The organism is Telmatospirillum siberiense, assembly GCF_002845745.1.
Taxonomy (GTDB): Bacteria; Pseudomonadota; Alphaproteobacteria; order Rhodospirillales; family Magnetospirillaceae; genus Telmatospirillum; species Telmatospirillum siberiense.
The window spans coordinates 12,379-30,024 of sequence record NZ_PIUM01000040.1; the positions used below are offsets into that span (position 1 = coordinate 12,379).

General features: G+C 58.4%; 17 protein-coding genes. 4 read left to right on the forward strand and 13 right to left on the reverse strand.

Annotation, left to right across the window (positions count from 1 at the left end; translation table 11 throughout):
* Positions 1 to 123 precede the first annotated feature (123 nt).
* Genes CWS72_RS23930 through CWS72_RS23975 form a run of 10 tightly spaced genes read right to left on the reverse strand, consistent with a single transcriptional unit; the run spans position 124 to position 7,573 of the window.
* A complete protein-coding gene (locus tag CWS72_RS23930; protein ID WP_101253180.1) occupies positions 124 to 834 on the reverse strand; it encodes a hypothetical protein in 711 nt (236 codons plus the stop codon).
* The gene (locus CWS72_RS23935) at positions 812 to 1,084 is read right to left on the reverse strand and encodes a hypothetical protein (protein ID WP_146002856.1); all 273 of its coding nucleotides are present in this window, start codon (positions 1,082 to 1,084) and stop codon (positions 812 to 814) included. Before CWS72_RS23935 ends, CWS72_RS23930 begins: the two co-directional genes overlap by 23 nt.
* A gap of 21 nt (positions 1,085 to 1,105) precedes the next feature.
* Positions 1,106 to 1,903: a hypothetical protein gene (locus tag CWS72_RS23940; RefSeq protein ID WP_146002857.1), complete on the reverse strand. Its 798-nt coding sequence runs from the start codon at positions 1,901 to 1,903 to the stop codon at positions 1,106 to 1,108.
* A 17-nt stretch (positions 1,904 to 1,920) separates the two neighbouring features.
* The gene (locus tag CWS72_RS23945; RefSeq protein ID WP_101253183.1) at positions 1,921 to 2,325 is read right to left on the reverse strand and encodes an SMI1/KNR4 family protein; all 405 of its coding nucleotides are present in this window, start codon (positions 2,323 to 2,325) and stop codon (positions 1,921 to 1,923) included.
* Complete coding sequence (locus CWS72_RS23950) at positions 2,322 to 2,858, reverse strand: HNH endonuclease signature motif containing protein (RefSeq protein WP_101253184.1); 537 nt, start codon at positions 2,856 to 2,858, stop codon at positions 2,322 to 2,324. The genes CWS72_RS23945 and CWS72_RS23950 overlap by 4 nt, the downstream gene beginning before the upstream one ends.
* 14 nt (positions 2,859 to 2,872) lie before the next feature.
* Positions 2,873 to 4,570: an MBL fold metallo-hydrolase gene (locus CWS72_RS23955; RefSeq protein WP_101253185.1), complete on the reverse strand. Its 1,698-nt coding sequence runs from the start codon at positions 4,568 to 4,570 to the stop codon at positions 2,873 to 2,875.
* Positions 4,570 to 4,830: a Fe-S cluster assembly protein IscX gene (locus CWS72_RS23960; RefSeq protein ID WP_101253186.1), complete on the reverse strand. Its 261-nt coding sequence runs from the start codon at positions 4,828 to 4,830 to the stop codon at positions 4,570 to 4,572. The genes CWS72_RS23955 and CWS72_RS23960 overlap by 1 nt, the downstream gene beginning before the upstream one ends.
* On the reverse strand, positions 4,827 to 5,153 hold the full coding sequence (locus CWS72_RS23965) for a hypothetical protein (RefSeq protein WP_101253187.1): 327 nt from the start codon (positions 5,151 to 5,153) through the stop codon (positions 4,827 to 4,829). The genes CWS72_RS23960 and CWS72_RS23965 overlap by 4 nt, the downstream gene beginning before the upstream one ends.
* Before the next feature lie 16 nt (positions 5,154 to 5,169).
* Entirely contained in the window at positions 5,170 to 6,339 is a 1,170-nt protein-coding gene (locus tag CWS72_RS23970; RefSeq protein WP_158240802.1) for an HAD family hydrolase, read from the reverse strand.
* Between the two features lie 13 nt (positions 6,340 to 6,352).
* Positions 6,353 to 7,573 (reverse strand): LOG family protein, encoded by a 1,221-nt coding sequence (locus CWS72_RS23975; protein WP_101253189.1) that lies wholly within the window; start codon positions 7,571 to 7,573, stop codon positions 6,353 to 6,355.
* Between the two features lie 271 nt (positions 7,574 to 7,844).
* Between CWS72_RS23975 and CWS72_RS23980 the strand changes: the two genes are divergently transcribed.
* The 3 genes from CWS72_RS23980 (at position 7,845) to CWS72_RS23990 (ending at position 10,674) form a co-directional block, all read left to right on the forward strand.
* Complete coding sequence (locus tag CWS72_RS23980; RefSeq protein WP_101253190.1) at positions 7,845 to 8,378, forward strand: hypothetical protein; 534 nt, start codon at positions 7,845 to 7,847, stop codon at positions 8,376 to 8,378.
* A 191-nt stretch (positions 8,379 to 8,569) separates the two neighbouring features.
* Positions 8,570 to 10,252, forward strand: a complete 1,683-nt coding sequence (locus CWS72_RS23985; protein WP_101253191.1) for an AAA family ATPase — start codon at positions 8,570 to 8,572, stop codon at positions 10,250 to 10,252.
* A gap of 11 nt (positions 10,253 to 10,263) precedes the next feature.
* A complete protein-coding gene (locus CWS72_RS23990; RefSeq protein WP_101253192.1) occupies positions 10,264 to 10,674 on the forward strand; it encodes a hypothetical protein in 411 nt (136 codons plus the stop codon).
* A 64-nt stretch (positions 10,675 to 10,738) separates the two neighbouring features.
* On the opposite strand, the gene CWS72_RS23995 is transcribed toward CWS72_RS23990, so the two are convergent.
* Complete coding sequence (locus tag CWS72_RS23995) at positions 10,739 to 13,882, reverse strand: type IV secretion protein IcmB (protein ID WP_146002858.1); 3,144 nt, start codon at positions 13,880 to 13,882, stop codon at positions 10,739 to 10,741.
* 96 nt (positions 13,883 to 13,978) lie between these two features.
* Here CWS72_RS23995 and CWS72_RS27545 point away from each other — a divergent pair, with 96 nt between their 5' ends.
* Positions 13,979 to 14,473, forward strand: coding sequence for a hypothetical protein (locus tag CWS72_RS27545; protein WP_146002859.1), 495 nt, complete (start codon positions 13,979 to 13,981; stop codon positions 14,471 to 14,473).
* Positions 14,474 to 14,595: 122 nt separating this feature from the next.
* On the opposite strand, the gene CWS72_RS24005 is transcribed toward CWS72_RS27545, so the two are convergent.
* Complete coding sequence (locus CWS72_RS24005) at positions 14,596 to 15,081, reverse strand: hypothetical protein (protein WP_146002860.1); 486 nt, start codon at positions 15,079 to 15,081, stop codon at positions 14,596 to 14,598.
* A complete protein-coding gene (locus CWS72_RS24010) occupies positions 15,074 to 17,380 on the reverse strand; it encodes a type IV secretory system conjugative DNA transfer family protein (protein WP_158240803.1) in 2,307 nt (768 codons plus the stop codon). The genes CWS72_RS24005 and CWS72_RS24010 overlap by 8 nt, the downstream gene beginning before the upstream one ends.
* Positions 17,381 to 17,646 lie beyond the last annotated feature (266 nt).

Here is a 17,646-nt window from a genome sequence, read left to right on the forward strand (position 1 = left end):
CTGTTTCAAACTGAAGCACTCTTTCGGCCACATGTGAATGGAAAGCGCTGCTTTTTGTGGCGTTCTCAGTTTTTCAGCGCTTTCAATTCACGCAGAGTTTTAATAATCCGAGAAAATTATTTCTCACATCGAGGGAGAAGGCGGCACCGCTTCTGGTTCCTCGGGACATCCAACCAAATCCTCTTCGAGTTTTTCGTTTTTCCTTTGGACCGCGACCAACTTTTCCAGAAGAACACCACGGCCCTCCTCACGAGCCAGATCGGCCTCGAACTCCGTTACGTCCAACGGTTGGTGCGACCTGTTATGGCGGACACGGGCATCCTGCCCCAGTTTGGCCAGAAGCAAACTGGGAGAGCGCAGATATTGGGGATTCCGATTGATGGTGTCGCGATCGGATTCGCTCAGTTGTTTGACCACTATGTTGAGCTTTCCGTTCGGCTGACGCTCCGAGACGACCAGGGTCCGCCCCAGATCCAACACCACCTTGCCGCCCTCGGCCAGCATTGGAGCAAGCTTGTTCAGCATCTGCGCATTGCGGGTGGCGGAATTTTTGTCATCTCCGGCGAACAGGTCCAGAACATGTTGATAAGTCCGCTCCATTACCCCCGGCGTCAAGATCTCCACCAGCTTCAAAGCGGCCGTGGCAATCCAGCTCCCCCGCCGGATATCCCAGCCTGCCGCCAGAAAAATTCCGTCGCTTTCCAGAAATTCGGCGACGAATTCGGATAACCTTTCGCAATTCTCGCGGCTGCCTTCCGCCAAATACAAGGTGACGTCCTGGTTGCCGGCGACACTTGGCCGACGGTTTGCGTCATGTTCGGGCGTCGTCGCCATTCGGATGATCACTTTCGCACTGAATGAGGTTGTAAGTACCGGGTTTGGGGTCGCTCAAAAGCGCCTCGAACCTCTCTTCGGAAAAACCGGGAGCGACCCGCAAGACGTTGAGCGCCGAGACGAACGCATCGCGCTTTTCGAACGGAACACGGATTTCGACGCCCCCCAAGGTGATGCCGATAATGAGATGCGCCCGGTGGCCCATACCACGGACATCAAGAACCGCCTCGGTCAACATGCCGCTGAACATGACCATCCCCACCGCTGTCACTCACATGGCCATGGAGAGTTCGCAGGTCTCGCCTTCCGCGTCGAATTCCGGCTCGAAGGACAGCTCCCCGAAAAATTCATCGAGATCGTCCTCCTGGATTTCATCAATGGATTCCGTGGCGAGCCGAGGCTTCACCTTGTTCGACAAAGCCTTCATGCGCAAAACGTCGTAACGCAGGGCCGGTACTTTGCCGAAATAGGGATCGGGACGCTGGCGTTGGATCAGCTCGTGCATATGGAACAGTCGAGCCAGAGCCGTCGCCTGGGGGCCGGCGGGATCGCCGGCCGCGCGCAATTCTCTGTACACTTCCGAGAGGTTTTGCGCGATGACGTCCAGGGGCAGACGGACGCCACCTTCACCGCTCGCCAAGTCCTCAGGCCCCGAAGCCTTGAGGATGCTCAGCGGAGCCGGCCGGTTGCGCACCCCCGCCGCGATCATCACGCCTTGAACCACTTCCTCGACCGTTTGAGGATTTTTCGCCCAGGCGTCGCCGACGATAAGCTTGCCGACGTGCGCCCACAACAATGCCGGCCAGACGGTTTGCGCGGCGCTTCGGCCCAAGCCGGCTACCTCACCCCGTTCCAACGGACAGATCGCCAACTCGCCCGGATGAGCGTGCTCATAAGCGGCCAGACGCTCCCTATCGTCCGCCCCGGTGTCCAATGACAGATAGACGCAGTTCGAGGCTCCACGAAAGATCGGTCCGATGACGGCAAGCAGTCTCTTGACGTCATTTTGTTCGCCTGAGGACAGCTTCTGGAATCTGTCATCCGCATCCCAGAACAATCCACGAATCACTTGGGGACCTCCTTTCGTCAGATTTCCATCATCTTCAGAAGATCGATCAAGCTTGCCGCCGATTCGAATGCTTCATGATCGACGCGATTGGCCAAGGCGAAAGCGCTGACAGCGCCATCGAAAATGATCAGATCCTCCTGGAATTCGCCGAGAACGGCGACATGACGCCGCACCCGGCGGGTGGGATTGCCCTCGGAGAGGCAGATCAGCGGAACCCGGCTTTCCGGATCGACATGAGCCTCGCACCCATAAAGCATCCCCTCCCCGAACATCGCGCCATCACTCGCCGCCAGGAATGACCGGTAGTCCTGCGGCAGGGTAACCGCGCCTTGCATTTCCAGGCGGTCCAACACCATGTCCCTGACAGGACTCGGCGAGAACAGGGAGGCGTTCGCCCTTTTCAGATAATCGACAGCCGTCATCGCGAATACCCCATACCCATGGCGTCCTCTTCCGCCGGAGCGCCGTCCGACGGAACTACCGTCTCCAGTGTCATTCCCAGAGCATCAAGACGTTCCCGTGCGATGCTGGGATGGACATAGACATGGCCAGGAGGAACTGGAAGCGGTACCTCGGCCGATCGTCGATTAACCAATAGCGGATCGAGAGTGCGGTGCAACTGAGAGTGGCTCCACATGTCCATCAGGACAAGGTTGCTGAAATCGTTCGTCCCTGAATCGTCCAGCGGATGGACGTGGTGTATGTTGAAGCCCTTCACCGACTTGCCGGAGGCAAATGTTTCGATCTCGCCGTCACTGAAGCCGGCCGCCTGCAACTCATCCCGACATTCCTCGGCCAGATAGCGGCGAAACTCCCGTTTGACCCCCTTCGAGAACGCCTGACGCAGCCTGTCATGCTCGACTTTCGATCGGCGCTCATAGAGAAAATCCTCGGTCGGAATCCCCGGCAGGCCTCGGACGTCCTGGCCTGGCTCTTCATATTGGTATTTTGACACCTAAGTTCACCTTTCTAGCGACCAAGAGCCAAGGATGCTTCGGGTTCCGGATCCACGGGAGTCAGGGATTCGGCCAGAGACGGCACCGCTTTCAGGGGCACGAAATCCCACCGCGGATAGCGCCAATCCTGCGACGTCTGCACCGCAACGAACATGTTGGGCAGATGAGGTTCTCCGGATTCCCGAACACCGTCGCGGTCCATGGTGATTTCGACACCATTGACCGGCAGATCGAGGATGTTCTTGAACCCGGCCACATGGGCGGCTTCGACATTCTTGGCGATCAGGTCGGGCCCTCCATGCACGGGCACGAAAGTGACCTGCTCGCGCACGTCGGGATCCATATCGCCGGCGGCAGCCTTCAACTCCTCTTCGCCATAATGGCCGGAACGGTGCAACGGTCCGTATCCCAGCTTCACGGACTTCTCCGGATTGATCATCAGGGCGCCGGCGGCCGCGATCTTCGATTCCATCGCGGTTACGGATTCGACGACGTTGGGAATCTTTCCCTGGGAGTTCACGACGACCACATCCGCGCCGGCCGTCACGAAAGGATGTCGACCCGACGCAATCAGATCGAGCCCGGTGTTCGGCTGGGCGAAGGAGCCGGTGGTGATCACCACCAGATCGGAAAGTTTCAGGCTTCCGTCATCGAGCAGGGCCTGCACACGGCGCCGATCCGGAATATCGCGACGCTCGATTCCACAGGTTTCCTCCCAAGACCACCCCGCGTTCTCGACGGATTTGGCGTTCGTTCGCAAGGACGAGCCATCGAGCACGGGTGTCCGTCCCTCGCTCAGGGCGGCGCGGACAACCGTGGCGACCCGCCCCATGTTGGTTCCCAGCACACCGACGACCACAGTCTTATCCCCATTGTCCTTGATGATCCTGGACAACGTCCGGCCGATATCGGTCTCGCTCGGCTGGGGTCCCGTCTTGCCGGCCGATGTCGAATCGGCCGAGATCACCTTGAGATCCGGGATGCCGCCGAAGGACATGGTGGCACCCGGCTCCCGGAACGGCTGGGTCGGATCGCTTTTGGTATCGGCGGTATGCAGCCACGAGCCCGCCGGGGTGGACATCAGGACTCGTCTCGCACCCGGCGTGTGATTGACCGGCTGCATCTTGACCGAAATGCTTTCACCCAAGTCCGGTATTGCGGAACCGGGTTTAACGACGACCGGCGTCACGGCATCGCGCAGTTCTTCGGGAAGCCGCTTGAAGACTGACAACTCCTTCATTTGCTCGGCCGTGTAACTGGAGCTGTAGATGGGGGGGATCACCAAATCCTGGTGCTCGACTTGCATCATTTTGGCCAGATAGGCCGGACCGGGAAGATGATCCTGATGAGCGTGGGTGATCAGGATGGCGTCGATCTTGGGCTCTCCGCTCGGCGTCACACCGGTTTTCGGGTCGACAAGCCAAGGCCTGATGTCGACGAACGCCCCCTCCACCTCGCCTTCGACGGACTTTCCGTTGCCTTTCCGGTAACGGATGTCAGCGTTGGCGTTGAATCCATATTTGCCATTGTCGATAAGGATACGGGCATGTTCGGACGTGCCGTCGCTCTTGGTTCCATAGAGATCGACCAACAGGCAATTCCCGCCGATGTCCTTGGGATTGCTTCCACAAAGCGATGTGAACACGATGCCATCGTCTCGCGCCGGAAGCGCGTTGGGAGTGCGCTGGATCTGGGTCGGACGGTTCGCCATCAAATATGCCCTTCGTAGAATTCGGTCCAGGTGCTGCGCACCGCGTCGAGAGTTGTTCCCGATTTCGGATGTTGTCCATCGGCGAACTCAGGCAATGCCGCGATCATCCGCGCGACTTCGTCATCCGGCAGGTCGAGCGGATCCATGTCCGGATATTGTGCAAACAGCCGTCGGCATAGTTGCTCGACGTCGTCCCAGGTCAGCTTTTCTGTATCCGACATGGCAAGCCTTTCAAGAGCGGGGTTGATGGGAAACGTCATTGCGGCCGCGATCCTTCCGCCAACCGGACATTCAGGATATCGACGTCGATCGCCCGGAGCATGGCCGCGATATCGAGGTAGCAGGCGACGGGCCGGCCATCTTCCTTGACGATATCGATGCCGTGTCGGTGGCAGTAGGCGACGACTTCGGCAAGCGGACGCAGGTTTGTCTCCTGCCAGAGTTGTTCCAGTCTGGCGTCCGCATAATCCGGCATGGTCCCGAAAATACCCAAAAGAATTCCATCGCGCTCCGGGGCGTAAAGCAGCGCCTCCTCGAAGGCCATGTCCTTGTCCGCCCCAGCGAATTCTTCCGCCTTGATCATCGTTCGTTCTCCAAGTTCATTTTCGCGCGAACGCGGGCACGGGCGCCTGTGAGACGGCGGCCTCGGCCTCGGCACCGAACATCGATTCCGTTTCCGGCTCGACGCCCGACTTTTCGTCCAACTCGAATTCCGGCTGCTCGTCGGCATCTTCTAAATCGTCAGCCAGAGGCTCATCCTCTTCTTTCGGCTTTTCACCCTCGATCTTTTTATGCTTCGGCGAATGGATCATTTTCATCAGATCGGCAAAGCCATTGGGCAGACGTATCATCCGGAAACCGTCGCGCGTGGCTCCGAAACGAACGAGATCAGCGGCAACATCCTCATGCCCCAGACGCGTTTGATCGCGAATCGCCTTGATCAGGGCGATGGCCTGCGAATCGATGCGCGAGCCTTGCTCCTGCCAGGCGAAAAGTACTCCGGCATGGCTTGCCGTAATCGCCCCGCAAATATTGTCGTCGACCATCATCGCCCGATCGGGGGCCACTCCGAAATCCTTCAGGATCAAGGCCGTATTATTGGCGTCGGTGTGTTTCTGCGATCGCGGCGCCAGGGGCACCACCTTTCCGGCGAAGGCATGGAAATAGGGATCGGACGACTTTCGGAGATAGGCTTGCAAAGCGGCACGGTCACCCAATTTCGCATCCGGTTGGGCATAAAGGCGATCGATCAGTTCGACCGGCACCCCCGCAGCTTTGAAACGCGCCAGCGCATTAAGCACCGTTCCATCGGTATGAATGGCGATCGCCCGCCCCGACGCCCTTAACGAGCGCCACGTCCCAAGGACGTTTGGAAACAGATTGGCACCGGCGTCGCGGCTCACATACCACTTGTGAGTGGCGGCCATGAATGCCTGACGGTCTTTTTCACTCGCCCGGCTCCAGTTGTTGTTTCGCTCAAGGGCTGCTTGAAGGGCTAAAGGGAAATGGTGAACCCGCTGAATCGACGGGTCGGCGATGGAAATGCCATCCAGTAACGCCTTCTGCTCAACGCCGAATATCCGGCCGGTCTCGTTCAACAGCTCACGTGAAATTCGTCCCCACTGGCTGAAAAGCTCAATACAGGTATTGTCGATATCAAAGATGTACAGCTTGATTCGCTCGAACGGTACATCGCTCGCGTCCGAGAATGGGAAAGCTTGCATTTCCGACCTATTGTTAGAACCGTCTATTTCCGACAGGCGGGACAAATCGCCTCGCGCCTCAAGAAAGACCGAAGTTGGGGACGTAATCCTCTTCTTCTTCGTCTTCGGCCTTGGCCGACTTCGCCATTTTTCTTTCGAGAAGGAATCCCTTGAAACCGGCCACGGCCTCTTCCTTGCTCTCCGCCACCTGGAAATCGCGGCCAGGGGCCGTGCCAGCCTCGCTCAACCAAGCCAGCGTCTTGTCGAAATGCCCATTTTCGTTGATCACGACGATCGGTTTCGCCTGGTCAGGAAAGGCGCGGTTGAGTGTTGTATAGACCATCAGTTCCTGGACCGTGCCGACACCGCCGGTGTCGATGAAAACATAGGCGTTCTTTTCCCAGATCTCGCGCATGCGACTGAAGATGTTCGGATGGATGGCCAAGTAATCGAGCTTCTTGGCGCCCTCCACGTCGAACTGTTCCGCCGCCTTGCGGCCCGGAGATGGAAGAGCCACCAATTCCTTGGTTTCCACTCCATAGACGGGCATGCCCAACCGAACGGCCTCGTCCGAAATCGCCTTCATCTTCCCAACGTTGCTGGCGCCGAAAATCAGGCCGCCCTTGACGCCGCTTTCGAGAAAGGCCTGCTGGATCAATTGGGCGAGACGCCTCGATGATTCGAGATCGCGCGGATCGTTCGTCTGGGCCGAACACATGACGCCGACCAGCACATCCGGAGGGTGACCACCCATGCGGGTCGCCCCCTGCCGATTGACTCCGGCGACCAATTGCGCGACACGCCTGGAAACATCTTGCCCGGCGCCCCCGCCATCCAGGCTGACGGCCGGCGGCATGGGATTGGCCTTGATTTGTCCGCTCCGGATTTTGTCCAGACCCTGTTTGACCGACGCCGCGAATTCCTGGTCTGTGGTGGTCACGGAAATAAGCGCGGAGAGATCGTCCCGGATGAACCCGCGCCGCGAAAAATCGTCGACCATCGCCATGAACTTGTCGGCGCCGCCGTCACGGCCATGGATGATGACATGCCTGCGGTTTTCCGGATCGATCTGCTGCTGGACGAATAACGAGGCGAGCAGCAGAGGGTCCGGGCTGTTGTCCGGATTTTCGACAACCACGATCGGTGCCGGCAGAAGCACCTTGGCATACTGGGCATCGACAACCTGTGCCCCCCGTGCCTGAGCGAGCGAAATCCCCGCCGCGTCGAGGATACCGCGATCCCGCTCCCCCAGCGCCCTGAGATCGCCGATATAGAGAGCGGTCTGCGGAAATTGGGCCATGCGACAATCCTATTTTTAATGGTGTTTTAACGTTACGTTTCACCATATTCTGCCACCAGACGTCTTGTCAACGATCGATACAGGTTCACCCGAAATGATCGTCATTATCGGGCTTTGCATTAAGATTGAGGCTTGGACGCTCCATTTAATTGCGTATTATATATATAATGTGCTATTATCACTGTACAAAATTCCAATTCCGTCTGAGCGGACCGTCCTCACAAAACCGCCTGTAGGTGGATCCGCGCAAAGATGCTTGAGGGGGTCATTCATGCCGAACCCAACCCACGTCTTCGATATCGCCGCGACCGACAATCCGGTTGTCGCCGAGGTTTATGAACATTTACGCTGGCTGGAGATGAGAGCCGAATATCGCCCGGATGAAACTCCCCGGGAAACGGCACACCGTTTTGAAAGATTGTTCCTTCAGTCCCTTCGCAGCCGAACGCTGATTGCCTGCGCCCTCGACAATCTGGCCCCCTCGGCCGCGATGGATACCGCCACGGCCCACATCCGCAACGATCTGGATCAGACCACAGACCGACTGAGCACGCTTTTTTGCCTGAGCGAGGGAACCTTCGAAGTCGTCGATGGGGAAGCGCGCTTGCGCGAAGCACGCATTCTACTCGAAAAGACCACAGTTATGATTTGCGCATTGGAACAAATGACGCCGAGTCCCCGATCGTCGCAAGTATCACGCCCCCCCTCATCGGAAACGGGCCGGTTAATGGGGGACGGAGAAGCATGTCGCGCGTCGTCGCCAATGGCCAAAAACGCTGGCAGGCGCCGTCACAAATCACTTTGATAGCGTATTTAAGTTATGTTACACCATTTATTGAGCAAGCTTGATCCTTCCATCGGGCTTTGCAAGGAAGTCAGAGTGTGCTCCTCCGTCGGAGACCGGACGAATGCGGCGGCGAACGCAGCGTTGTCCAAAGTCGCCAGACGAAGCCGTCGCATGAACATCGTCATAACGTATTGCGGAGAACTTTCCTCATGAGGACGTTGGCCGACATCGAGAGCAACACGATCGCTTCGCGACTGGTCAATCGCCTGGCCGAAGAACTGACCTTGTTCACGCGTGACGAACTGCAGATGGCGATCAAGAAAAAGCTGATGGCCGAATTCGGAAGCGCTGCCGTGTCCCTGCCCCTCGACGCGACGGCAAGGCAGTTGGCCGATACCTTGACGGCAAATCTTCCGCGGTTCACCCGCAATGGAAGCGCAACGCCATATTTCACCACGCCCGAAATGGTAACCACTGAGCGGCACTATTTCGAAACGGTCAGGCGGATGGCCACCAGCGGCGGCGGATTACCAGCCCACCAAATAGAAAACAGCGCCCACGCCTTCAAAAAGCAATGCGAAGATCGTGGAAGGTCCTGCGATGCCACCCAGATCGCCGCGTTGCGCTATCTGCTTGGACCGGGCGAACTGAAGATTCTGGTCGGCCCTCCCGGCGGTGGGAAAAGCGACATCCTGCGAGCCGTTGCGCAAACTCACATCGAGCATGGACGGAAGGTTTTCGCCACCGCCCCGACCGACAAGGCGACCGAAAGCCTGGCGGCGGCGGTCGGCGATATCACCGGGTTCCGAAGCGACCGGTTGGCCGATGCCATTGCCCGAGGGGAAATCCCCGACCGCAGCGTCTTGTTGTTCGACGAGGCCGGCATGGAGGGGACCTTGCGCTTGACGGAAATCGTCACACAGGCCGACGTACACGGCATCACACTCATCATGGCGGGAGACCCCAAGCAAATCCCCGCTCCCAGGGCCGGAGAACCGCTGCGGCCGACCCTCGACCTCTTGTCGAAAGAACCTGGCATACCCAAGCCGGTCGTGCTGACGAACATCTATCGCCAACGGCACCCGGGAGACCAGAGCGCCGTGCGGGCCGCCTGGATGGGGCAAGGCGACAAATCCATCCAATATTTCGATGATCACGACGAATTGAGTTTTTGCGTGGACAACGCCAGGACATATGCCGCGTCGGCCGAAGTCTATTGCCGGAACCGCCAGGACGGAGCATCCTCCCTCGTCCTGACGGTTGACAAGGACTCGGCGGCCGAAGCCAATCGGGTGATCCGGACCGCGTTGATCGAGCGGGGAGCGATTGGCGAGGGGCGGACGCTTCGAAGCGTGGAGGTCGTCAACGGTCAGGAGCGCCATGGAGAGTTGGCTGTGGCACCGGGCGAATGCTTGATATTGACGGGAGAGATCGAGGCAACGAAGCCGGGCGGACGGGAAACGCGTCTTCCGGCCGGTATTTCGGCCACGGTCAAAAGCATCACCGCGAACAACCTGGAAGTTGAAACCGAGGGGGGAAAACGTCGTCTCATCCCCCTCTCCGGAAAGGACGGCCGAAGCGCCGCCCTGCCTGTTTCCTATGGGTATGCCCTGGATTTGAAATCGGCACAGGGAATGAAGGTCGAACGCGCGGTGCTGGCAGTCACCGGACCGGTGGACGCGGCCCATTATCTCGTCGGCGTGTCGCGGCACACCGAGCAGGTCAGCCTCATGGTGAGCCGACAGACCTACGATTCCCGCGATGCCCTGGCCAAGGCGGCCTCCCGCAGGCAAGACAAACGCATGATCTATGATTTTGATTGGTCGCCGGACCAGTTTTCCTCATTTGAGACCGAACGGAACGACTCTATCGCCCCTCGATTTGGCGGGTAAGGAAGACGCTCATGCCGGAAAAGTCATACGAATTCGACATTGCGGCAACAGACAATCCCGCTGTCGCCGAGGTTTATGAGCAATTGCGGTGGCTGGCCCTGGCGGTTGAATTCAGGCCGGACGAGGAACCGCTGGAAGCCGTGGCACGCTTCGAAAGACTGTTCGTTCATGCCATCCGCGCCCAAACCCTGATCGCCCACGCCATTGATGCGCTGGCCCCCGGCGATAAAGGAAACGAAGTTTTCGACCGAATTCGCGACGATCTGGCGAAAATCGCCGATCGGATAAGCTCGCTGCTTTGCCTGCGTGAAGGAGCGACCCGTGTGGACGACGGCGAAAGCCGCCTGCGCGAAGCGCGGGTCCTGCTGGAAAAAGCGTCAGTCATGACGAGCGCGCTCGAACGGGCAGCCGACGATCGTTAACAGGCGAACACAGCGTTCACCGAGGAACCGCTCGACGTTCGAGGGATGAAAACGCGATGGCCCCTTATGCCCGCCTGACCATCTCGTCCGCCATTTGATCGATGACATTTTGAGTGGCGTCCGAAAAACTGAGATTCGCGGCCGTTTGCATGCGGCGCCGCTCGATTTCCTTTGCGGCGGAGCCCCCCGGAAATTCCTTTGCCAATAACTGGCGTCCTCGCTTGGGCCCCACCCGCTTGTAAATGCGCTCGCGCAAGGCCGCATCCTCGACCGTCGTCGAAAAAGCCCACAATTCGATGGGACCGACCGCATTGACGACCATCTGCTCCTGCGGCCCACTCTTCATGCTGAGCTTGCAGATCATCGGCGAGCCCCATCCCGGAACGGGTCCGTTCAGGTGATATCGCAGGATCGGCCGGGTGGCGGGAGATAGATTGAAGGTTTCGATGACCCTGTCGACATCGATTTCGTTGACGCCAAGAATCCAAACCCCCGTGGCATGCTCGAGATTTTCCTTGCCGAAGTCGTCGAGCGCCTGACTGGCCAAAGTGATTTGGACCTGATATTTACGCCCCTCGCGCTCGAAAACCACAACTTGCGCCCGCGTACCCGGAGCCCCGGCGGTACGGTGGAATTCGTCGAAGACCACTCGCTTTCGGGTTTCAGACAACTCCTGAAACCGCTTCTCATGATAGGCTGCATATTTCTGGGGTATCTCGGGCAGCATGTCGCGACCCAGGAACATGTCGCGCGTAAGCATGTGGGCGGCAAGCATGTAGACCATCGCGGTTTGCCGGGTGCCCGAGGCTCCGTGTCCTTTCGCCACATTGTCGAGATCGAGGGAAATGACCCGCGCCTGACTGAGATCGAGTTTGGTCGGATGCGCCAGCAGCGGCCACTTCTGCACCGCCTCGGAAATGACGCGATTGGCAGCCTCAATGATCGGCTCATCCGTCGCCACCACACGGGTGTTTTCGTACATGCTGCGAATGTTCGGCGTCCGGATCGCCGACGAGAGATCGTTGATGGTCGGCATCGCGTAGCGCTGGGCACGGCTGGCCAAATAATAAAGCCCCCGCTCGAACAGCAGATCGACCACATCCCACCACAATGGGGCCTCGGGCAGAACGATGTCGCTTTCGCCCAAGGCCTCGTCGATCATGACGTCGACCTTCCTGACGTAGGGGTTGGGCGCACTGCCGGATTCGCCCGCGTCCGACTTGAGGCGGTAGGCTTCATTGATCGCCATTCCCATCAGACCGGACATGCCAGTGAATGGCTCGTCCTTGCCCTCAGGCGTGGACAGCAAGGTCAGAAAATTGATCAGGAATTCCCGTTCGAGCGGCAACGGCTTGCGCATGCCGAGTTGCGTGTCGAACGGGTTGATGGCATCGCTCTCGGCCATGATCAGACGGTGATAGATGACTTCGTGCTGCCGTTCGGCCGGCAATGCCTCTTGCAACAGATTGATGAAGCCCTCCGACGAACGGCCGATGTCGATAATCGAAATACGCGGCAGGCGCCCCCCCGATTGCTGGGCTTCGATGCAGCAGGCCAGGTTGAGCGAATTGAGAAGCACCGACTTGCCGCGTCCGCTGACGCCGCAAACCAGGTCGATCCAAGCCGTCTGCTTGCTTGACCCCGGTGAGTAGGGCCACAGCTTACCGTCATGGGAACGAAACAGTATCGACCCATAGTCCCAGGGGCTGTCGGGTCGTCCCCAAGGCAAAAGGCGGAAGGCCTCGTCTATGGGCGCCGCGGCGGCGGGAGCGGTCGACCCGCAATGGATAGCCAAAGCCGAACTCAACACACCTTCGAGCGGGTCGCCGACAATGGAATTAGCTCCACAGTTTCCCCACCCTTCCACGGCTCGCTGAAGGTAAAGCAGACGCGACCGGACAATGTCCGGAGACGACGCCGGCCCCCACGTGGCAAAGGACGCCCTCAGGGAAACGATCGTCCCATTGTCGAGATTGAGCGCCTGAAGTTCCTCGAAAGAACGCTTGATCTTCTTGTTGTCGGAACTGGCGAAAGTCAGAAGGGACGCCAGCATGCGGTTCATCACGTTGATCCGAAGCCCGTCTCCTTCGATAAGAAATGAGACGCGCCAGGGCATCGGCTGATCCGAACGCGACAAGGTGTCCATCAAGGTCGACAGCGGACGAGGGTTTTCAGGCGCCAGAACGAGATCGACGCAACCGAAAATCGTATCTCCGATTCGGACGGTATCGCGATCCAGCCGTTCGGCGTCGCCAAGGAGAAGCTGACTGGCCAGGCTAGGCCAGAGAACGTCGGAGAAATCGTATTTATGAATAATCCGCCGCTCGGCCTCATCGAGGTCCTGTTTGCGTGAACCGTATTCCGCCTCGGTCAACTGCTTGCGTTTTCTTTTTTGCTCCAGATCCCGGCGCTCCGCGGCGAGAAACGTGGTCTGCTTGCGGATATTGGCCGCCAAATCCGGTGACGAAAGCCGCACCCGATGCCGGTCGCCGGGAAGGAATGGCCGCCAGCGGTGACTTGGGCGGGAGGGATAAAGAGTATCGCGCACTGCACGCAGCGCGTCATGACGCTCCAGAATGTAGGAATTGATATAAAGACGTGACAGCGTGGCCTGGATGGCTTTGACGAAGGCCTCATGACGGGCCTTTAAGCCTTCGACGACACAAAATGGGTCCTGACCGTCGGGCAGCGGCGGCATGCCTTTGACGTCTTCGCGCAGCCGTTTGTTCTGAATTTTCGCCTCGTCCTTCGACATCAAGGCTGGACGGCTCCATAAGACCATGTAAAGGCGCTCGTAATAGGTATGGTTGGGCAGGATCTTCGCCCGCTCCACCAGGATATCGTCGATGTCCAGATTGGCCGCCGAAGCGACCGAACGCGCCTTTTCGATGTTCCATTTGATTTCGTCGGCGGCCCGGTCCGGATCCCGCTCGAAATAGACCTGAATGGCATGGCCGGTTTTCTGCAGGAATGAAGCGAAAAACTGACTGGCCTCGACGGCGAGAACCTCGGCTTCCTGATCGGTGATCAGATTGGGCGTCCCATCGACGCGGAGAATAGTGACGAGGGATCCTTCCTTGGTGATCAGGGCGTGGGACCCCTCGGTCGATTCCAGACGGATCATCGACGCGATATCAGCCTTAAAAAAACGCGAAAAGGAATTGCCCAGGCTCTCGATGAAACGGTCCAACGCGTTAGTTTTAATCATGCGGCGCCCTGCTGGTACGAAACTCAAGATATGACGCATTAATATAGCACATTATATATTTAAAACACCATATTATCACTTGAGAAGCATTGCGAAATGGTGCGGCTGTCACCTGCCAACCGCCGAGTGAAAGAGCATGATCGCCGGGGAAAACTGACACTAAAATGTCTCAAAAAACCTTGGTCGCGTTTTCAGCCTCTCACCGTACCGTTTTTTCCAGACGCGGATTCCCAGTCGCCAATTCGGCCATTGAATCCGCCCCGTTTCGACAAATATCGCAAGAGGTTGGGCATGTACGATCCTGATGAAAGCACTGTGGTTTATATGACACCTGAGCGCCGCGGCGTCGAAACGGACACGGACGCGGAACAGCGAATCTGGGATTGGACGCAGGAACTCGACCAGTTGGGATTGAACGCAACCGTCGAGGACATCCAACGCCTATTGGCCACGGTTCCTCACCATATCGACCCGGGACTCATCGAATTCTTGCATCGGGCGATCGAAAATCACCTCGGAGCAGCTTCGGCTGTTGCTCCCTCTCCTTGGATTGCGGTGACGGATACGCCCTGGGACTGTGCCTACGCCTGAGGCCGGGGGATGTGCGAAGCGATAGTAGAGAAATCCCGAAAGCGCCGGACTCAGGGCGGTTCCAAACGATAGGCGAATACCGGGACGGATGGGCGCCGCCTTGGCATCCCTTGCCGAACCGGCTACTCCAATTGGACATGTAACGCCAAATTCAAGGCCGCTTGCTTCGACACCCCCTGGAACGCCCCGTCTTCGTCAACGGTCACGATCCGAATGGCCAACCGCGTCGCCTGTTCGTGACGAACGAAAATCCGCCGGACATGCGGCGTCAGTAGCGGCAGATGCAGGAGCAGGGCCGGAGCCGCTCCGGGAAGCCGGCCTATTCCCGCCGGCGACATCGGATCGGCGATCAACACCAATTCCTTGCGATTCACCATGGAAGCCGACCACCGCATCGAGGCAATGCCGGCCAGATCGGGAGGCTGCATTCCGACGAAGGGCTCCCCGGAAAGGCTTCCAAACACGAAGCGCTGGCCCATGGCGGGACGGCACCTCACGGCAATGTTGGCCCCCACGCCGCGACAGAGGTCGACGTCGCCGGCGGCCACACGCCGCCCCAACCACCTTACGAAACCGCAAGGAACTTCCGACCCCCCGGCGTCATTCATCCGCCCCCTCCCTGTCGACCCGTTCGTCGAGCGTCGCGACGAGACTGGCCAAGGCTTTGTGCGGTCCCGGCGCATTGACGGGCAACGTCGGCTCTTCCGGATAATCGAGCACGCTTTTGACGTGATCCAGGGCGTTCGCCTCTTGACCGGACACTGGCAGCGCTTGATCGATAAGCGACAACCCTCCCTTTACCGACTCGGTCTCGGCGACAGTTCCCAGCGGCAATACGTCGGATCCAGCCGGCTGTTCCGGCACCGGCATCGTCGTTGTATCGCCATAAAACGCATCGACGGCCAGTTGCCGGTCCGCTTCCGCGTCGACCTGCTCGCGGGCCCGCTGTTCCTGGAATTCCGACCATGGCGGCTCGCTCTCGGAAGAACTGTCGGCGACCGGGCCCGGCGAGGCATCGTTGCCATCGGCGTCGTCCGGAGCCGCCATGGCGACCGGCTCTTCGGCCTGATAGGGCGGAAGAAGGGGTTCGTACCATTCCCCGCCCTGTTCCGCGACACCGATAAGGGCCGCACAAGTCCGATAGACGATCGGTACGGCACGTCCATCCGGCGCCCGCTTCGTCGTATTGATGAAATAGGCGATGATCCGCGCCTCGTCATCGACAAGACCGAGAAAATTGCCCTCGGCATCGCGTCCAGGACGTGTTTGCGAGGAGCCGAAACGGGAAACGACGGCCTGGATCTGCTCCTCCATTGCCTGGGCGGTCCCGCCCTGAGGGCTCCGAACTTTCAGGAAGCGGTTGTAACGCAGATCCGGCTTCATCCTGTCGAGTTCGGCCAGATATAACATCTTGGCGTGGATGAGCTTGTTGCCGATGATGATATGAACCTCGCCCTCTCGCTGCTGCCGGACATCGTTGATGTCGACGCGGCTGCGACGGGAATAGCTGGCATCACGACGATCCATGTAATTGATCGTCATTTCGGTCGGGTCCGAAGAGAAGTTGGCCGCTTCGAAGAGATGCCCTTCGCCGGCCGACTTGAGCAGTATCTCCCAGGTCGCTCCGGGATCTTCGATCTTGCCGAAGATCTTGCGAGTGCAGTTGGCAATGATCGAATCGGCGATCTTGTCCGAACGTTTTTTCATGGCCGGCACGTCCTGGATGCCGAAGTTCAACGCGAACCCCAGGGAGCGCCCCTGCGCCGCCATGACATCCATGCCTGGCACGCAATAATACCCAACCTCGTCGAAAAACACGACATAGGGGGAATTATTAGTGGTTGGACGAAGCTCTATAATATCCCTGTACTCACCTTCAATTCCGTGCTTCGAAATTAACGTATTACCCATCATGGCCTTCAATTGACTCACCATGATTTTTCCTAAATTGGCAACCTCGTCTTCAGAATTCTCCAATGCGGGCAGCAAACCAAGGGCGATTCTTCGATTGAGGACTATATCCTGAAAATCAACCTCGCCCATAGGCGTCGAGAATATGGCACTGTAAGTATCGGCAAGGGATTGCATGATTCTCGAAAACTGCATGAACAGAAAGCCATGCTGATCTAGTGTAGAATTCGACTGTGTATCGCCCTTTTCCGCCTTTGCAAAATTGAAACCGGGAATAGATACTAAATAATTCATCAAAGCATCTTTATGTCTCGGCGATATATTGTATCTCGGCAGATAAACGGATGTCAGATCTTCGGGCGAACAACTTCCAGATTTTCCCGGCAGAAGGATCGGCCGCTCGTAATAGAGATCGATCAGCTTGTCGAGCGGCAGAAGCTTTCGGATCACATCGACATTGAGCAGCAAAAGGTCCTGGTCGCGCAGGTCGCACAAGATCGCCATATGCACGGAAATCAATGAAATCGCACGGTCTTTCCACATGGCGTCGGACCCGGCGTCGGACATCAGGCTGACGATCATCTGCGTCAGCGTAGCCGCGCTGCCCTGAGCGAACGGATTGGTCGTATTGGACATGACCTTGCCGGACCCGATCATATAATTGAGAATCAGCAGGTCATGATCGCGCCCCATGCGTCGGGCCATCGCATAGGCTTTCCCGAACAAGGCCACGTCGCCCTTCCCATCGATGTACAGATAGCCGGACCCCCACACCAGCGAGTTGAACGCCATCCCGAGTTGCATCTCGGTCTTGCCCGAACCGGTGGTCCCGGCGATCAGCGTATGTGTCCGGCAACTCGAATTCGAATCCCATAGATGTTCGCCGGTCATCCGGTCGACGCCCAAAAACTGGATGCCGGCGGGCGGATCGGGCGACTGCCCGTCCCTGGCGTTCAGCGGATCACGATCGGCGTAGCCTGCCGGCAGGTGCAACAAAAGCCCCACCTTGAGACTTCGCCACCAAAGATAGAATAGGATCCCACAGACCAGCATGGCGTCGGTCATGCCGGGAAATACGATGCCGACGAACCCCGCCCCGACCAGGATAGCGCAGGCCGTATCGGTCAGCCGGATGGAGTCGCGGATCTTCTGGCCGAGCGCCCGCGGGTCGCGGCGCGGCGCGCCGCCAACCCGTTGTTCGGTGTGGTAGTCAATTCCACGGACTCTTTTCCGAGCCGCTTCGACCATCGAACGGTCCTCCG